The 15,566-nt window shown below is 65.1% G+C and carries 10 protein-coding genes and 2 tRNA genes; 1 reads left to right on the plus strand and 11 read right to left on the minus strand.

The features are described 5' to 3' along the window. Positions 1-156 precede the first annotated feature (156 nt). Positions 157-1,617: a DUF1254 domain-containing protein gene (locus QRN63_RS07850; RefSeq protein ID WP_285030283.1), complete on the minus strand. Its 1,461-nt coding sequence runs from the start codon at positions 1,615-1,617 to the stop codon at positions 157-159. A gap of 98 nt (positions 1,618-1,715) precedes the next feature. On the opposite strand from QRN63_RS07850, the gene QRN63_RS07855 reads away from it, so the two are divergent. Next, on the plus strand, positions 1,716-2,729 hold the full coding sequence (locus tag QRN63_RS07855; protein WP_350224440.1) for an AraC family transcriptional regulator: 1,014 nt from the start codon (positions 1,716-1,718) through the stop codon (positions 2,727-2,729). 69 nt (positions 2,730-2,798) lie between these two features. Here the strand turns inward: QRN63_RS07855 and QRN63_RS07860 are convergent. From QRN63_RS07860 to dnaA, 10 genes are all read right to left on the minus strand, one after another. Further along, positions 2,799-2,871: transfer RNA gene (locus QRN63_RS07860), tRNA-Ala, on the minus strand. 155 nt (positions 2,872-3,026) lie between these two features. After that, positions 3,027-3,100, minus strand: a tRNA-Ile gene (locus tag QRN63_RS07865). Positions 3,101-3,190: 90 nt separating this feature from the next. Beyond that, positions 3,191-4,126, minus strand: coding sequence for a DUF3566 domain-containing protein (locus QRN63_RS07870; protein ID WP_285030286.1), 936 nt, complete (start codon positions 4,124-4,126; stop codon positions 3,191-3,193). Positions 4,127-4,169: 43 nt separating this feature from the next. Then, positions 4,170-6,692, minus strand: a complete 2,523-nt coding sequence (gyrA, locus tag QRN63_RS07875) for a DNA gyrase subunit A (protein WP_267319952.1) — start codon at positions 6,690-6,692, stop codon at positions 4,170-4,172. Between the two features lie 84 nt (positions 6,693-6,776). After that, positions 6,777-8,804 (minus strand): DNA topoisomerase (ATP-hydrolyzing) subunit B, encoded by a 2,028-nt coding sequence (gene gyrB / locus QRN63_RS07880; RefSeq protein WP_267319951.1) that lies wholly within the window; start codon positions 8,802-8,804, stop codon positions 6,777-6,779. A 220-nt stretch (positions 8,805-9,024) separates the two neighbouring features. Further along, complete coding sequence (locus tag QRN63_RS07885; protein ID WP_285030288.1) at positions 9,025-9,633, minus strand: DUF721 family protein; 609 nt, start codon at positions 9,631-9,633, stop codon at positions 9,025-9,027. Beyond that, the gene (recF, locus tag QRN63_RS07890) at positions 9,630-10,793 is read right to left on the minus strand and encodes a DNA replication/repair protein RecF (RefSeq protein ID WP_285030289.1); all 1,164 of its coding nucleotides are present in this window, start codon (positions 10,791-10,793) and stop codon (positions 9,630-9,632) included. Before recF ends, QRN63_RS07885 begins: the two co-directional genes overlap by 4 nt. Further along, a complete protein-coding gene (gnd, locus tag QRN63_RS07895) occupies positions 10,794-11,687 on the minus strand; it encodes a phosphogluconate dehydrogenase (NAD(+)-dependent, decarboxylating) (RefSeq protein ID WP_285030290.1) in 894 nt (297 codons plus the stop codon). A gap of 28 nt (positions 11,688-11,715) precedes the next feature. Further along, a complete protein-coding gene (gene dnaN / locus QRN63_RS07900; RefSeq protein ID WP_267319947.1) occupies positions 11,716-12,906 on the minus strand; it encodes a DNA polymerase III subunit beta in 1,191 nt (396 codons plus the stop codon). Positions 12,907-13,550: 644 nt separating this feature from the next. Next, the gene (dnaA, locus tag QRN63_RS07905) at positions 13,551-15,026 is read right to left on the minus strand and encodes a chromosomal replication initiator protein DnaA (protein ID WP_285030291.1); all 1,476 of its coding nucleotides are present in this window, start codon (positions 15,024-15,026) and stop codon (positions 13,551-13,553) included. Positions 15,027-15,566 lie beyond the last annotated feature (540 nt).

The raw sequence follows: 15,566 nt of genomic DNA on the forward strand, positions 1-15,566 counted from the left end.
GCCGGTGATCGCGGAACGTGAACGTGTCACGTTCGGCGATCACCGCAACCAGCTCGTCGTTCGTGCCGGGCCAACGCGATCCGAACGACGTCCTCGGGTGATCAATCCCGTTGAGCAGCATCGTCTTTCACATGTTGTCCGACACTCGGAGGGGTGTCACGGTACGCGCTGCGGCGACGGGGCCTTCCAGGTGCCGTCGAGCGCGGCCGGCTCGGGCCAGTACAACCGCTCGACCAACACGAACGGCCCGTCCGGCGCCGGCAACCAATTCGATTCCTTGTCCGGGCCCGGCGATTCCTTCTGGACGTAGAAGGTGTAACCGCCGTCGGCATCCTTCTTCAGCTCCGGCAGCATCGGCGCGTTGATCAGGTACCGATTGATGGGATTCGCGACCAGCAGGCTCTCGGGCAGCCGGTACATGGTCAGCGACCAAAAGCCCTTGACCGGCGGAAGCTGCCCCGGAGCGAACCGGTACACGTACTTGTTGGCGCCGTCCAGCGTGGCGCCCGCCGAATCCGTGCGAAAAATCGGATACATCGCCTCAGCGACACTGTTGCCGTAGATGCCGTTGATGGCGCCCGCCATGCGGTACAGGTAGTTGGTCCCGAGTGTCTGGCGGTCACCGAACATCTGCGCCGAGGTGACCTCGCCCTTGTCCACCTTCGCCTGCAACTGGTTGTACTCGGTCCAGGCGTCATTGAGCCCGTCCTGGAACGCCTGCTGCTTGTCCGCCGGCAGTGCGCTGATGTCGAGCTTCTTGTCGGTGCCGACCCCGATCGAGGCCAATTTCGCGCGCAGTTCCTTCTCGGTATCGAGCACCGGCGTGAACTGCAGGATGAAATCGAGGGTCTCGAAGAACTTCGTCGACTTCCGCTGCTCGTCGGGGGTCTGCGGAACCACGAAGTCAACTGCCGGCGCGGCGGCCGGGGCCGGTTTGCCCTCGAACTTCGACAGCGGTTCCGCCTTGTACTGCGCCTGGATGGCCTTCACATTGTCGATGTCGTTAGGACCGAACAACTGGGTGCGGTATCCCACGAAGGCGAATTCCGTCTCTGACCGAATGACCTTGTCGACGCCGATGGGCTTGTCGCCCTTCCAGTTCGGCCCCACCAGCAAGTACTTGCCGGCCTTGTTGCCGGTGGTGCGGCTACCCACGTAGTCGAAGTTGTACGTGTACTGATCGATGAACTGCAGCGAGTAGTAGCGGTTGGCTTCGATCGTCGGAACGCTCAACACGTACGGTTCCGTGCGCAGATCGGCACCGAAGAAGCTGTACGGGGTATCCGAGTTGGGTGTCTGGGTGACGGTATCCGCCGGGGTGAACACCTTCGCGAACGAATGCAGCGTGTTCCACGGCGCCATGAACTGCGGATTCTGCTTGTCCTGGAAGTAGGCGTACTGAATCCGATAGTTGTCCACCATCGGATAGCCGTAGATGTATGCCTCCTTGGCGATCTCGCGAACTTGCGCAGTGATCACGTCGGCCTGCCCCTTCGAATCTTTTGCCGAATCTTTTGCCGAATCCTTGCCGCTACCGCAGCCGGTCACCGTGATCGCCAGCGTCATCGCTGCGGCCACCGCCAGCCGGCGGCGCCACGACGTACCTCGTTGTGCCATGCACTGTCCCCCTTCTGTCACCCGAGCCCCGCCTATCGTTGCCTGACGCACCAGGCATTGTCTTGACTTTCCCGGACATCTTCTTGATCGTCATGGACATGCAGTTGATCCAGGGTTCGTCTCTGGTGGGGTTCAGCGTGCTCGCCGCCACCCTGGGCGGTGACCCGGTCGCGTTGCTGGAACTCGCCCACATCGATCCTGCCGATGCCGGTGAGCGTGACCGGTACATTCCGTTGCGCCATGCCATCGCCGCGGTCGAAAGTGCCGCGGTGGTGCTGGGCGTGGATGACTTCGGTCGTCAGCTGGCGCTCCGGCAGAGTATCGACATCCTCGGCCCCGTCGGTGTCGCGGCCCGCACCGCCTCCACAGTCGCCGACGCGTTCACCATCCTCGACACCTACATGGCTGCGTACAGCCCCGGTATCACCGCCCGCATCGACGCCCATCCCGACGAGACGTTGTGCCGGTTCGAATTCGACTTCCTGCTACACCCGACGCCGCCTCAGGCCCAGGCTGTCGAACTGGCGCTCGGCGTCACCCTCCGCGTGCTGCACTTGTTTCTCGGCACCACGTACCGTCCTGTCGCCGTGCACCTACCGCACCCGGCGCTGGGCACCAAAGCCGACTACCGCCGCTACTTCGGCTGCCCGCCGCATTTCAACGAGCCGATCGCCGGCTTCACCTTGCGCGCCGAGGACCTGGAACGCCCGCTCAACCACGATCCGCTGGCCCATCAGCTCGCCCTGCACTTCCTGTCCAGCACCCGCACCGAGCATGCGCGCGGCTTCACCGACACCGTGCGCAGCGTCATCCGCCAGTTGCTGCCCACCGGAGAGCTGACCGCCGAACTCGTCGCCCGCCAGTTCCGCATCCACCCCAAGACGCTGCAACGACGGCTCGTCGCCGACGGAATCACGTTCGGTCAGATGGTCGATCAGACCCGCCGCGAACTTGCCGACAGATTGCTGCTCAACACCGATCTGCCCCTGGTGCAGCTGTGCCGCCACCTCGGCTACGCCGAACAGAGCGTGTTGACGCGGGCCTGCAAACGGTGGTTCAACGCGACCCCGACGGCGTACCGCAATGCCCGCAGCGGTATGACCGAGCGGTGATCACCGACCCACCGACGAGAAAGCGGCCCCGACGTCATCGGAACCGCTTCTGAACTGCTGCAGATTTTGTGGAGCCTAGGAGATTCGAACTCCTGACATCTGCCTTGCAAAGGCAGCGCTCTACCAACTGAGCTAAGGCCCCTTGATGGTGTCCGATTCAATGGAGTGCCAGACCTCTGCGCCATGCCGGGTCCGCCAAACAAAGCCGGCTGCGATCGCGACCATGGCACCGAGCACCAGCAGAACCAATCTCACGGTGCACCCTTCCGGTGGGGGAGTCGGTGATACCGACTTCCGTGGGCCTAGGAGGACTCGAACCTCCGACCTCTTCGTTATCAGCGAAGCGCTCTAACCGCCTGAGCTATAGGCCCGAAAGTGGCCTTGCGGCCGAGCGATGAGATTACCGTATGGGTACCTCTGCGCCCAAAACGCGACGTCAGTCGCGCTCGCAGACCTGCCGACTAGTCCCGGTCAGCGAGCGTCACCTCGACGCCGCCCACCAGATCCGTCGTCAGGTTGTAGACGAACGCCGCCGCCGTGGCCATGGCCGTCAGTAGCACGATGTTGACCAGCCCGATGAGGGTCGCGCCGCCGAAAATCGTACTGGCAGAAACCAATTCGCCGCCGCTGCCGCCACCGCTGGTGAGCAGGTCGCCGACGTTGCTGTTGAGTTTGCTCCACACACCCATGCCACCGAGGACGAGGTACAGGAACGCGACGGCGATCATCCAGACGAAGAACAACGCCACCGACAGCACTAGCGAGACCTTCAGCACACTCCACGGGTCAACGCGGCGCACCTGCATGCTGGCTCGCACCGGGCCGTCCTGCCGGGTGCCCGCGCGGCTGCGTGGCGCCGCCGAGCGAGCCGGGGCCTGCGACACCGTGGCGACGGTACTGCGGGGCTCCCGTGGCTCGCCGGCCCGGCGCTGCGGCTGGCGGGAAAGGTCCGGGATCTCGCTGGCGTAGGCGGTGTCGGGCCGCGCCTCGGTCCGCACCGTCTCGGTGGTGCGGACCGGCTTCGGCGGTACGTTGCCCTGCGGCGTCACCGCGGGTGACGAGGGGGCAGCCGGCACCGGGGGCACCGGCGGGACGTCGGGAGTGATGGCCGGCGTGATGGTCGTCTCTGCCTCGGACGGCGAACTGCTGGACAATCCCGATCCCGATGCACTGCCGCTGACGAACCGGTTCAGCCGCTCGTCGAGGCTCTGCCCGCCGGCCGACGAAGCGTCCGCCGGAGCCCCGCTGCGGGTCCGCTGCCAGGGCGGCGTGTCGCCGCCCGGGTCGGCCGCATGGGCGCCGCCACCCGATCCGGTGGCAGGCCCAGCCGCAGACGAACTGTTGCTCGCGGGTCCGTCACCGGTACGGGTGTATCCCGGCTCGTTCGGGGAACTCACCTGGCGGCTCCTTCAATCAGGGCGGCTGGAGACAGTCGCAGCACTACGTTTCGTCGGTCTCGGTCTCGGTCACGGCGTCGACCTCGGTGTCGATCTCATCGCCACCTTCGGCCTCTTCGGCGTTGCGTGCGACGGCAATCAGTGTGTCGCCCTCACCCAGGTTCATCAACCGCACACCCTTGGTCTGCCGTCCGGCCTTGCGCACCTGACGTGCCGCGGTCCGGATGACACCACCGCCGGAGGTGATGGCGTACAGCTCGGTGTCGTCATCGACGATCAACGCACCGACCAGACTGCCACGCTTGGGGTCGTACTGGATCGTGAGGATGCCCTTGCCGCCGCGGCCCTGCGCCGTGTACTCGTCGATGGCCGTCCGCTTGGCGTAACCGCCCGCGGTCGCGACCAACAGGTAGGTGTCCGGAACCACGACGTTGAGCGACAGCAAACGATCGTCTTCGTTGAATCGCATGCCCTGCACACCGGAGGTGGCGCGGCCCATCGGCCGCAGCGCCTCGTCGGTTGCGGAGAACCGGATCGACTGGCCGTTGGCGGAGACCAGCAGCAGGTCTTCTTCGGCGGAGCACAGCACGGCGCCGACCAGTTCGTCCCCGTCGCGCAGGTTGATCGCGACGATGCCGCCGGAGCGGTTCGAGTCGAAGTCGGCCAGCTTGGACTTCTTCACCAGACCGTTGCGGGTGGCGAGTACCAGGTAGGGCGCGTCCTCGTAGCTCTTGATCTGGATGACCTGGGCGATCCGCTCCTCCGGCTGGAAGGCGAGCAGGTTCGCCACGTGCTGACCGCGCGCGGTGCGTGAGGCCTCGGGCAGGTCGTAGGCCTTGGCCCGGTACACCCGGCCCTGCGTGGTGAAGAACAGGATCCAGTCGTGCGTCGAGCACACGAAGAAGTGGTTGACGATGTCGTCCTGCTTGAGCCCGGCGCCCTGCACACCCTTACCGCCGCGCTTCTGGCTGCGGTAGAGGTCGGTCTTGGTGCGCTTGGCGTAACCGGTCTCGGTGATGGTGACGACGACGTCCTCGCGCTGGATCAGGTCCTCGTCGGTGACGTCACCGTCGGCCGCGATGATCCGGGTACGACGGTCGTCGCCGTACTTGTCGGCCAGCTCCTTGAGCTCGTCGTGGACGATGGCGCGCTGCCGCTCGGGCTTGGCCAGGATGTCCTCGAGGTCGGCGATCTCGGCTTCGATCTTGGCCAGATCGTCGACGATGCGCTGTCGTTCCAGAGCGGCCAGGCGACGCAGCTGCATGTCGAGGATGGCCTGGGCCTGGATCTCGTCGACCTCGAGCAGCTCCATCAAGCCGGTCCGGGCCGCATCGGCATTGGCCGACGCGCGGATCAGCGCGATGACTTCGTCAAGGGCGTCAAGGGCTTTCACCAAACCGCGCAAGATGTGGGCACGCTCGTTGGCCTTGCGCAACCGGTACCGCGTGCGCCGGATGATGACGTCGAGCTGGTGCGCGACGTAGTACCGGATCATCTGGTCCAGCCGCAGGGTGCGCGGCACGCCGTCGACGATCGACAGCATGTTGGCGCCGAAGCTGGTCTGCAGCTGGGTGTGCTTGTAGAGGTTGTTCAGCACCACCTTGGCGACGGCGTCGCGCTTGAGGTCCACGACGATGCGCAGACCGACGCGGTCACTTGACTGGTCCTCGATGTTGGAGATGCCGCCGATGCGGCCGTCGCGCACCTGCTCGGCGATCGAGGTGATGAAGTTGTCGTGGTTCACCTGGTAGGGCAGCTCGGTGATGACGAGCGAGGTGCGGCCCTTGGCGTCTTCCTCGATCTCGACGACGCCGCGCATACGGACCGAACCACGGCCGGTGCGGTAGGTGTCGGAGATACCCTGCGTTCCGACGATCAGGCCGTGGGTGGGGAAGTCCGGGCCCTTGACCCGCTCCATCACCGCTTCGAGGGTGGTCTCCTCGTCGGCTTCATGGTTCTCCAGGCACCAGTACACGGCCTCGGCGAGTTCACGCAGGTTGTGCGGCGGGATGTTGGTGGCCATACCGACGGCGATACCGCCGGAGCCATTGGCCAGCAGGTTCGGGAACCGGCTGGGCAGGACGGTCGGCTCTTGCACGCGGCCGTCGTAGTTGGGGATGAAATCGACTGTCTCCTCGTCGATTTCGCGCAGCATTTCCATCGCCAGCGGGGTGAGCCGGGCCTCGGTGTAACGCATGGCGGCGGCGGGGTCGTTGCCGGGCGAACCGAAGTTGCCCTGGCCGTCGACCAGGGGGTAGCGCAGCGACCACGGCTGGGCCATGCGGACCAGGGTGTCGTAGATCGAGGAGTCACCGTGGGGGTGGTAGTTACCCATGGTCTCGGCGACCGAACGTGCGGACTTGGCGTGGGAGCGGTCCGGCCGGAAGCCCGAGTCGTACATGGCGTAGAGCACCCGGCGGTGCACCGGCTTGAGGCCGTCGCGGACCTCAGGGAGGGCGCGGCCGACGATGACGCTCATGGCGTAATCGATGTAGCTGCGCTGCATCTCCTGCTGGATGTCAACCGGTTCGATGCGGTCGCCCTCGGGCGGCATGGTGTCGGTCATCGAGTTCCTTCTGCGGATTGTTTCACGTTAAACATCGTTGTTTCGGTGGCTCGGCGGCCCACACACATCGCCTGATGGCTTGTTCTAGACATCAAGGAAACGAACATCTTTCGCGTTGCGGGTGATGAAGCTGCGACGCGCTTCGACGTCCTCGCCCATCAGGATCGAGAACAGTTCGTCAGCTGCCGCGGCGTCATCAAGGGTGACCTGGCGCAGGACGCGGACCGACGGATCCATGGTGGTCTCCCACAGTTCCTTGGCGTCCATCTCACCCAGACCCTTGTAGCGCTGTATGCCGTCGTCGGTGTTGATACGCTTGCCGGCCGCCTTGCCCGCTTCGAGCAGACCGTCACGCTCGCGGTCCGAGTAGGCGAACTCGGGCTCGCTGCGTTGCCACTTCAGCTTGTACAGCGGCGGCTGCGCCAGGAAGATGTGGCCGTTTTCCACCAGCGGCTTCATGAAGCGGAATAACAGCGTCAGCAGCAGGGTAGAGATGTGCTGGCCGTCGACGTCGGCATCGGCCATCAGCACGATCTTGTGGTACCGCAGCTTCGACAGGTCGAACTCGTCATGGATACCGGTGCCCAGGGCCGTGATGATGGCCTGGACTTCGTTGTTCTTCAGCACGCGATCGATGCGGGCCTTCTCGACGTTGATGATCTTTCCGCGCAGCGGCAGGATCGCCTGGAACATCGAGTCGCGGCCGCTCTTGGCCGAGCCACCGGCCGAGTCGCCCTCCACCACATACAGTTCCGACTTCGTCGGGTCCGTGGAGCGGCAGTCGGCCAGCTTGCCGGGCAGGCCACCGATGTCGGTCGCGCTCTTGCGGCGCACGAGCTCCCGCGCCTTGCGCGCGGCGACGCGGGCCTGCGCCGACGAAACCGCTTTGTTGACAACGGTTTTGGCTTCAGCGGGGTTGGCCTCGAACCAGTGCGTCAGCTGCTCATTGCAGATTTTCTGCACGAACGACTTGACCTCGGTGTTGCCCAGCTTGGTCTTGGTCTGGCCCTCGAACTGCGGCTGGCGGACCTTCACCGACACGACGGCCGCCAGGCCTTCACGGATGTCGTCACCGGTGAGGTTGGCTTCCTTCTCCTTCAGCAGCTTCTTGTCGCGCGCGTACTTGTTGACCACCGTGGTCAGTGCGGCGCGGAAACCCTCTTCGTGGGTACCACCCTCGTGCGTGTTGATGGTGTTCGCGAAGGTGTGCACCGACTCCGAGTACCCGGCATTCCACTGCATCGCGATCTCGACCTCATGGCCTTCGGCCTTGCCACCGAAATCGATGATGCTCTGCTGGATGGCGCTCTTGGTGCGGTTGATGTGCTTGACGAAGTCGACCAGACCGTCGGGGTAGTGGAAGACGCGGTGCTTCACCTTCTGCGGCGCGGCAGCTTCGGCGGCCTGCTCCTCGGCCGACTTCGGTGCCTCGGCATGGTCGCTGACAACCTCGTCGACAACCGCGGCCGCGGCGACGCGCTCGTCGGTCAGCTCGATGGTCAGGCCCTTGTTGAGGAACGCCATCTCCTGCAGGCGACGGGCGATCGTCTCGAAGTCGTAGACCGTCGTCTCGAAGATGTCCGGGTCGGCCCAGAACCGGATGGTCGTACCGGTCTTCTTGGACGGCTCGCCCTTACGCAGGGTGCCGGGCACGGACTTGTCATAGGTCTGGTGCCATTCGAAGCCGTCCTTGTGGATGTCGGCCTCGAGCCGCGTCGACAGGGCGTTCACCACCGAGACGCCGACGCCGTGCAGACCACCGGACACCTGGTAGGCACCCTCTTCGAACTTGCCGCCGGCGTGCAGCACCGTCATGACGACGTCGACGGTCGGGATACCGGTGGCGTGCATCGCGACGGGGATGCCGCGGCCGTCATCGGTGACCTGGACGCCGCCGTCCTCGAGGATGCGGACGTCGACCTTGGTCGCGAAACCGGCCATCGCCTCGTCGACCGCGTTGTCCACAACTTCCCAGATCAGGTGGTGCAGACCGCGCTCGCCGGTGGAGCCGATATACATACCGGGACGCTTGCGGACCGCTTCCAGACCTTCGAGGACCTTGATCGAATCGGCACCGTACTCAGCCGGCGCATCCTTCTTTTGGGCAGCCACGTCGGACGCGTCTCCTTGGGGTTCGCGGGGGCGGTGAGGACACCGCTCTCAGATCTGTTGACAGTCTACCGGTAGGCCCCGGCGGCACTGACTTTCTGACAGCGTTTTGACACGTCTGTTCGCGCCGTGCGAGGAATTTCTCGGGTGATGGCGCGTCCGGACGCTCCAGGGGCATCATCTGAGACGCATCGGCGCGCTGAGCGACGCCCGAAACCAGCCCTCAGCCGAAGGTGTCGCGCGGTCCGCGGGCGCCGAAATTGCGCGGGCCCTTCTGCCACGTCGGACCCGACGGACCCAAAATCTTGAGCGACGTGACGACTCCGTCACCGACGGACGCCGCGATCTTCGCCAGGATCTGCGCCTGGACCATCCGCAACTGCGTCGCCCAGGCCGTCGACTCTGCCGTCACGGTCAGGATGCCGTCGCGCAGGGACGTCGGGGAGGCGTGCTCGGCGATCTGGTCGCCGACCACCGTCGACCACTGACCGAATACCGATCCTTCGGCCATGCGGCCCGACCAGCCGCGGTTGCGGGCCAGGTCCATGGTCGCCGAGCCCAGCAACTGGGGATCCCGGCGGTCGGGCCCGGGTCCGGACCAGGTGCGCCGGCCGCCGCCACGTTTGGCCTTCGAAACCGGCGCACTGCGGCCCCGGCCGACATCTTTTCCTTGGCTGCGGGCCGCGCCGCGGGCTTCCTCCAGCGTGCGGCGCACCAGATCCATGCCCTTGAGGTGGGCGAGATGCGGTGGCGGGAAAGCACTTTCCGGCACGTCGGGCTTCCCAGGCTCGCCGGCCTGGTCCGGGTGCTCCGCTGCTCCGGCCTCGCTCATGCGTCCACCACCGAAATCCGCCCGCCGTCGTCGTCACGCATCACCACATTGATCCGGGTGCCGTCCCAGTCCTGGGGAATGTCGTCGGGCACCGCCGCGGTGACCAAAACCTGCTCCGCCGATTGTGCCACGTCGGCGAGCGCGCGCCGGCGTGCCGAATCGAGTTCGGCGAACACGTCATCGAGCAGCAGCACCGGGTCGGTGCCGTCGGTCCGCAGTAGTTCGTACGCGCCCAGCCGCAGCGCGAGCGCCATCGACCACGATTCTCCGTGGCTGGCAAAACCTTTCGCGAGCTGATCACCGAGGCGCAGTTCGAGGTCGTCACGGTGCGGCCCGACCAGGCAGACGCCGCGCTCGAGTTCCGCGGATCGGCGGCGGGCCAGTTCGTCGAGCAGCGCGGTCTGGTAGGCCGCGACATCCACCGATCCGGTGCCGGCCTGCTCCTCGACGGCCTCGACCGAACTGCGGTAGCGCACCGATGCGGGCCGTGACGCGGGCGCCAGCAGGTGGTACGCCTTCGTGATCTCCGGGTGTAGTTCGTTGATCAGGTTCACGCGCGCGGCGATCAGCTCGGCACCGTGGCTGGCCAGGTGACCGTCCCAGACGTCGAGGGTTTCCAGGGCACCGGAATCTGCACCACGAAAGCGACTGGCGCCCGCCGACTTCAAGAGCGCGGTGCGCTGGCGCACGACTTTTTCGTAATCGGCGCGCACGCCACCCAGTCGCGGCCGCCGGGTACTGGCCAATTCATCGAGGTAGCGCCGGCGTTCCCCGGGGTCACCACGGACCAACGACAAATCTTCCGGCGCGAACAACACCGCCCGAAGGGCGCCGAGAATTTCGCGCGCGGACCGGACAGGGGACCGGTTCAGCCGGGCCTTGTTGGCGCGGCCCGCGGTGATGTCGAGATCCACCGCCAGTTCGCGGCCGTCGTTGACGACGATGGTGGAGACGACGGCGCGGTCACACCCGGACCGGATGAGGGGTGCGTCCGACGCGACCCGGTGGGAACCGAGCGTGGCGGTATACCACAGGGCCTCAACGATATTGGTCTTGCCGAAACCGTTCTGGCCGACGAACACGGTCCGACCCGGAGCCAATTCCAGGTCGAGCCGCGGCCACGACCGGAAGTCGGTCAGACTGAGCTGTCGAACAAACACCTAGCCGGACTTACTGACCCTCTGCACGGCGTGGCCACCGAACTGATTACGAAGTGCCGCAACGGCTTTCATGGTCGGTGAGTCCTCCTGCCGAGACAGGAACCGGGCGAACAGCGACGCCGCGATACCCGGCACCGGGACCCGCAACCGGATGGCCTCCTCGACCGTCCAGCGGCCCTCGCCGGAATCCTCGGTGTAGCCGCTGATGTCTTCGAGCTTCGGGTCTTCCTTGAGCGCCTTGGCCAGCAGCTGCTGCAACCAGGACCGCACGACGGTGCCGTTGGTCCAAGCCTGGTAGACCGCCTGCGGGTCCTTGATGAGCGGCTCGGCGGCCAGCATCTCGTAGCCCTCGCCGTAGGCGGTCATCAGCGCGTACTCCACACCGTTGTGCACCATCTTGGCGAAGTGGCCGGCACCGACCGGGCCGGCGTGGACGAAACCGTCGGCGAGATCTCCCTCGGGCCGCAGCGTCTCGAAGATCGGCATGACCCGCGCGACGTCGTCATCGCTGCCGCCGACCATCAGGCCGTAGCCCTCGGTCAGACCCCAGACGCCACCGGAGACACCGGCGTCGATGAACCCGATTCCCTTGTCCGCCAACAATTTCGCGTGCACAGCGTCTTCGGTGAAACGGGAGTTGCCCCCGTCGATCACCAGGTCGCCGGTGCTGAGCACGTTGGCGAGATCCTCGATGGTCTCGCGGGTGATGTCGCCCGAGGGCACCATGACCCACACCACACGCGGTGCCGCGAGCTGCTTGGCGAGCGCAGCGAGCGACGGAACGTCGCTGACTTCCGGCCTCGGGTCGTACCCGATGACCTCGTGGCCGCCACCGCGCAGACGCTCGCGCATGTTGAAGCCCATTTTTCCGAGGCCGATCAACCCCAGTTGCATCAGTGCGTCCTCCGCTGTTCGGTTCCGGTCAGCCCGGCAGGCGCACCGGCATCAGCAGGTACACGTAGTCGGTGTCCCCGGCGGGGAACGGTCCGGATCCCGAGTACTGATTCTCCCCGGCCGGACGCAACACTGCAGGCTTGCTGGGTGTCGTGAACCCGAACGTCACCCGATCGGCATGCAAAGAACCCAGCCCGTCGGTCAGGTAGGTCGGGTTGAACGCGATGGTCAGCGGCTCACCGTAGAACTCGACCGGCAGGTCTTCCTCGGCGCGGCCGACGTCGTCGGCACCGGCGGACAGCCGCAGGATGTCGTCGGCGAACTCCATCCGGACCTGGGCGCCGCGATCGGCGACCAGCGCGACGCGCTTGATGGCCTCGGCGAGCTCGGCAACACCGATCGTGGCCACCGCGGTGTGCTCGGCCGGCAGCAGCTGGCGGAATTTCGGGAATTCGGCGTCGAGCAGGCGGGTGGTGGTGCGCTTGCCATTGCTGCGGATACCGAGCATGCCGTCCTTGCCGACCGCCTGACCGGCACCCAGCGACAGGTGCACCTCGGTACCGTCGGCACCGGACTTGGCCGACTCGGCCAGTGTCTTCGCCGGAACCAGCACGGCCGCTTCGAGATCCGGCACCGCCGAATTCCAGGTGAGTTCACGGACCGCGAGCCGGAAACGGTCGGTCGCGGCCAACACGACCTTCTCGCCCGAGATCTCGACCCGGACACCCGTCAGCATCGGCAGGGTGTCGTCACGGCCGGCAGCGACGGCCACCTGACCGATGGCCTCGCCGAAGACGTTGGCGGGCACAATGCCGGTCTCGTCCGGCAGTGCGGGCAGCGCCGGGTAGTCCTCGACGGCCATGGTCGGCAGGGAGAACCGGGCACTACCGCAGCTCAGCGCCACGCGGGTGCCCTCGACGCTGAGTTCCACCGGCTTGGCCGGCAACGCGCGGGTGATGTCCGAGAGCAGCTTGCCCGAAACCAAAACGCTTCCAGGAGAGGCTATTTCAGCCGCGACACGCACCTCGGCCGACACCTCGTAGTCGTATCCGGAGATGGTCAGACCGTCGTCGGAGCCGGTCAGCAACACACCGGCCAGGACCGGGTTCAGGGGCCGGGACGGCAAGATCCGGGCCACCCAGGCCACGGCGTCGGCGAAGTCTTCCCGAACGAGACGGAACTTCAAATCGGTCAGACCGGCTGTCGTCGCCACGTCCATAGCGTCCCTTCGCTGTAACCCCACCACGCTTGTCTGCCGGATCCAGCGGACGCAGGTCGCATGGGCGCTGGGCTCGTGCGTTGCATCGGCGTTGGTTCCGGCTATCGAAGAACACCGTAGAGCGTTCTGCGTGAAGTTGAAAGCTAAACGATCAGCCGGGACAGCCCGTGACGACCCCCGGAATCCCATCGGGATCCGGTTGTCCACGGGGAGTTTCCCCAACGGCCTGCTTTTAGAAGAAGATCTAGAGAGATCTAAAGGTATTAGTAATAGGGGCTGTGCACGCTGTGGATGGATCCACGGAGTTGCTGGTCGGGGCCTCACCGGCGGGATCTCGGGCTGTGCGCAGACTGTGCACGCGCCGTTAATCCAATCTGTGTATTTGTGGAGCGATCCGGCTGTGTGGATTGTTCTGAGCAAAATCCCAGGTTTTATCCCATGTAGTACACAGCGCTGTACACACCCCATCGTGTGACCAGAGGTGCTCGTGATGCCAGAAATCTTTTTTTGAGATTCGGGTCGTAGGGGCACAAATAGCGCTGGATCCGGGGGGATCTGCGGCTCGAATACCCACTGTCGACCCAGCCAAAACAACACCGGCCCGAGGCGGTCACGCCTACGGGCCGGTGTCGAAGAAGACAGGTTCAGTGCTTGGACCGCTGCCGGATCCGGGTGGTGAGTTCCTTGACGTGATCGAAAACCTCACGCCGCGAGGCCATTTCTTTCTTGATCTTGCGTTCGGCGTACATGACCGTGGTGTGGTCGCGGCCGAAGGCCTGGCCGATCCGTGGCAACGACAGGTCTGTGAGCTCCCGGCACAGATACATGGCGATCTGCCGGGAGAGGGCGACGGCGCGGGTCTTACCGGGGCCGCGGAGTTCCTCCACGCTGGTCTCGAAGTACTCGGCCGTGGCCGCCATGATCGTGGCGATGCTGATCTGGGTGGTGCCGGCGTCGGCGATGAGATCTCGCAGCACAATCTCAGCCAGCGACTTGTCGATCATCGTCTTGTTCAGCGACGCGAACGCCGTCACGCGGATCAACGCACCCTCGAGCTCGCGGATATTGCGGTCGATGCGGCTGGCGATGAGTTCGAGCACGTCGTCCGGCACATCCAGACGGTCCATCTGCGCCTTCTTGCGCAGAATCGCGATACGCGTCTCCAGCTCGGGCGGCTGAACGTCGGTGATCAGACCCCATTCGAACCGGGTCCGCAGCCGGTCTTCCAGCGTCGCAAGCTGTTTCGGCGGTCGGTCCGACGAGATGACGATCTGCTTGTTCGCGTTGTGCAGCGTATTGAAGGTGTGGAAGAACTCTTCCTGAGTGCTTTCCTTGCCTTCGATGAACTGGATGTCGTCGACCAGCAGGACGTCGATGTCGCGGAAGCTGCGTTTGAACGACGCGGTCCGGTCGTCACGCAGCGAATTGATGAAGTCGTTGGTGAACTGCTCGGTCGAGACGTACTTGACCCGCATGCCCGGAAAGAGCTTCTGCGCGTAGTTGCCTGCCGCGTGCAGCAGGTGCGTCTTGCCCAGACCCGATTCGCCCCAGATGAACAGCGGGTTGTAGGCCCGGGCCGGCGCCTCGGCGATGGCCAAGGTCGCGGCGTGCGCGAACCGATTGGACGCGCCGATGACGAAAGTGTCGAAGGTGTAGCGCCGATTGAGGCTCAGATCGGCCGATTCGTCCGCGGGTGGCCGGTTGAAGTACCGGGGCCAGGTCTCTTCCGCGCTGGACAGCTCTTCGGCGTCCTCGTCCAGATCGTCCGCAGCGGTGACCGGCTCGGGTTCCAGAGCCTCGGCTTCGGCGGTGTCGGTGACCGCCGGCCGGTCGTCGGTCTCCGGGACCGCGATCCGAACACCCAGGTCGACGCGCTGTCCGAGATGCCGGCTCAACGCGGCGATGATCGGTTCGCGCAGGTGCCGTTCGATCTCGTTCTGGACGAACTGGGTGGGGACCGACAGCAACGCAAAACCTTCGGTCAGCACCAGCGGCTGAACCATGCGCAGCCAGGCCCGTTGTTGGGCGGTCAGTGTCGTGCTGCCGCCGAGGTCACCGTTGAGTTCGGCGACCACGCTTTTCCAGATGTCGGTGAACGATGCACTGGGGTTAGCGGTCAACGACTACTACCCCCTCGGACCGCCTGACCGGCGGCTCAATAAAACGACGACAATCTGTCCACATAGTTATCCACAGACTGTGGACAAAGTAGGAGAGTGCCGTCGTGCTCGTGTTTTGCATGCAGGAAGCCCGCGCGCTGAGGCTCGTCACAGGAACGTCTGTGGGCTCGTAGCGTCGGGACCTCTCTGGCTTGTTGTCTGGCGCCGTCGTGCAACGGCATTGGCAGAAGCTAACAAGTTTTCTGTTCGTCCGCCAACCGTTCGGCAACATTGGTTCGAGGTTCTTGGGCGTGTCGGCTTGCCACGTTGCGAGTGTGACGACTGTGACGAACTCATGTGTGATCCGCCGCACTTCCGACTACGAAGCGGTAACGGTTCCTGACGTGCGACAGCGAGGTTTGACCCGGGGAATTCAGATCAGTACCCTCGAACAGTCGCCCACACGTGGTGATACGGCTGCGACCGGTAGAAGTCAGGCGAGAAGTTCTGGCGGCTCTGCTGGTACCGCGCCGGCTAGCAAGCAAGATGCGTGCGCTTACC

Source organism: Mycolicibacterium sp. lyk4-40-TYG-92 (genome assembly GCF_030209435.1).
Lineage (GTDB): Bacteria > Actinomycetota > Actinomycetes > Mycobacteriales > Mycobacteriaceae > Mycobacterium.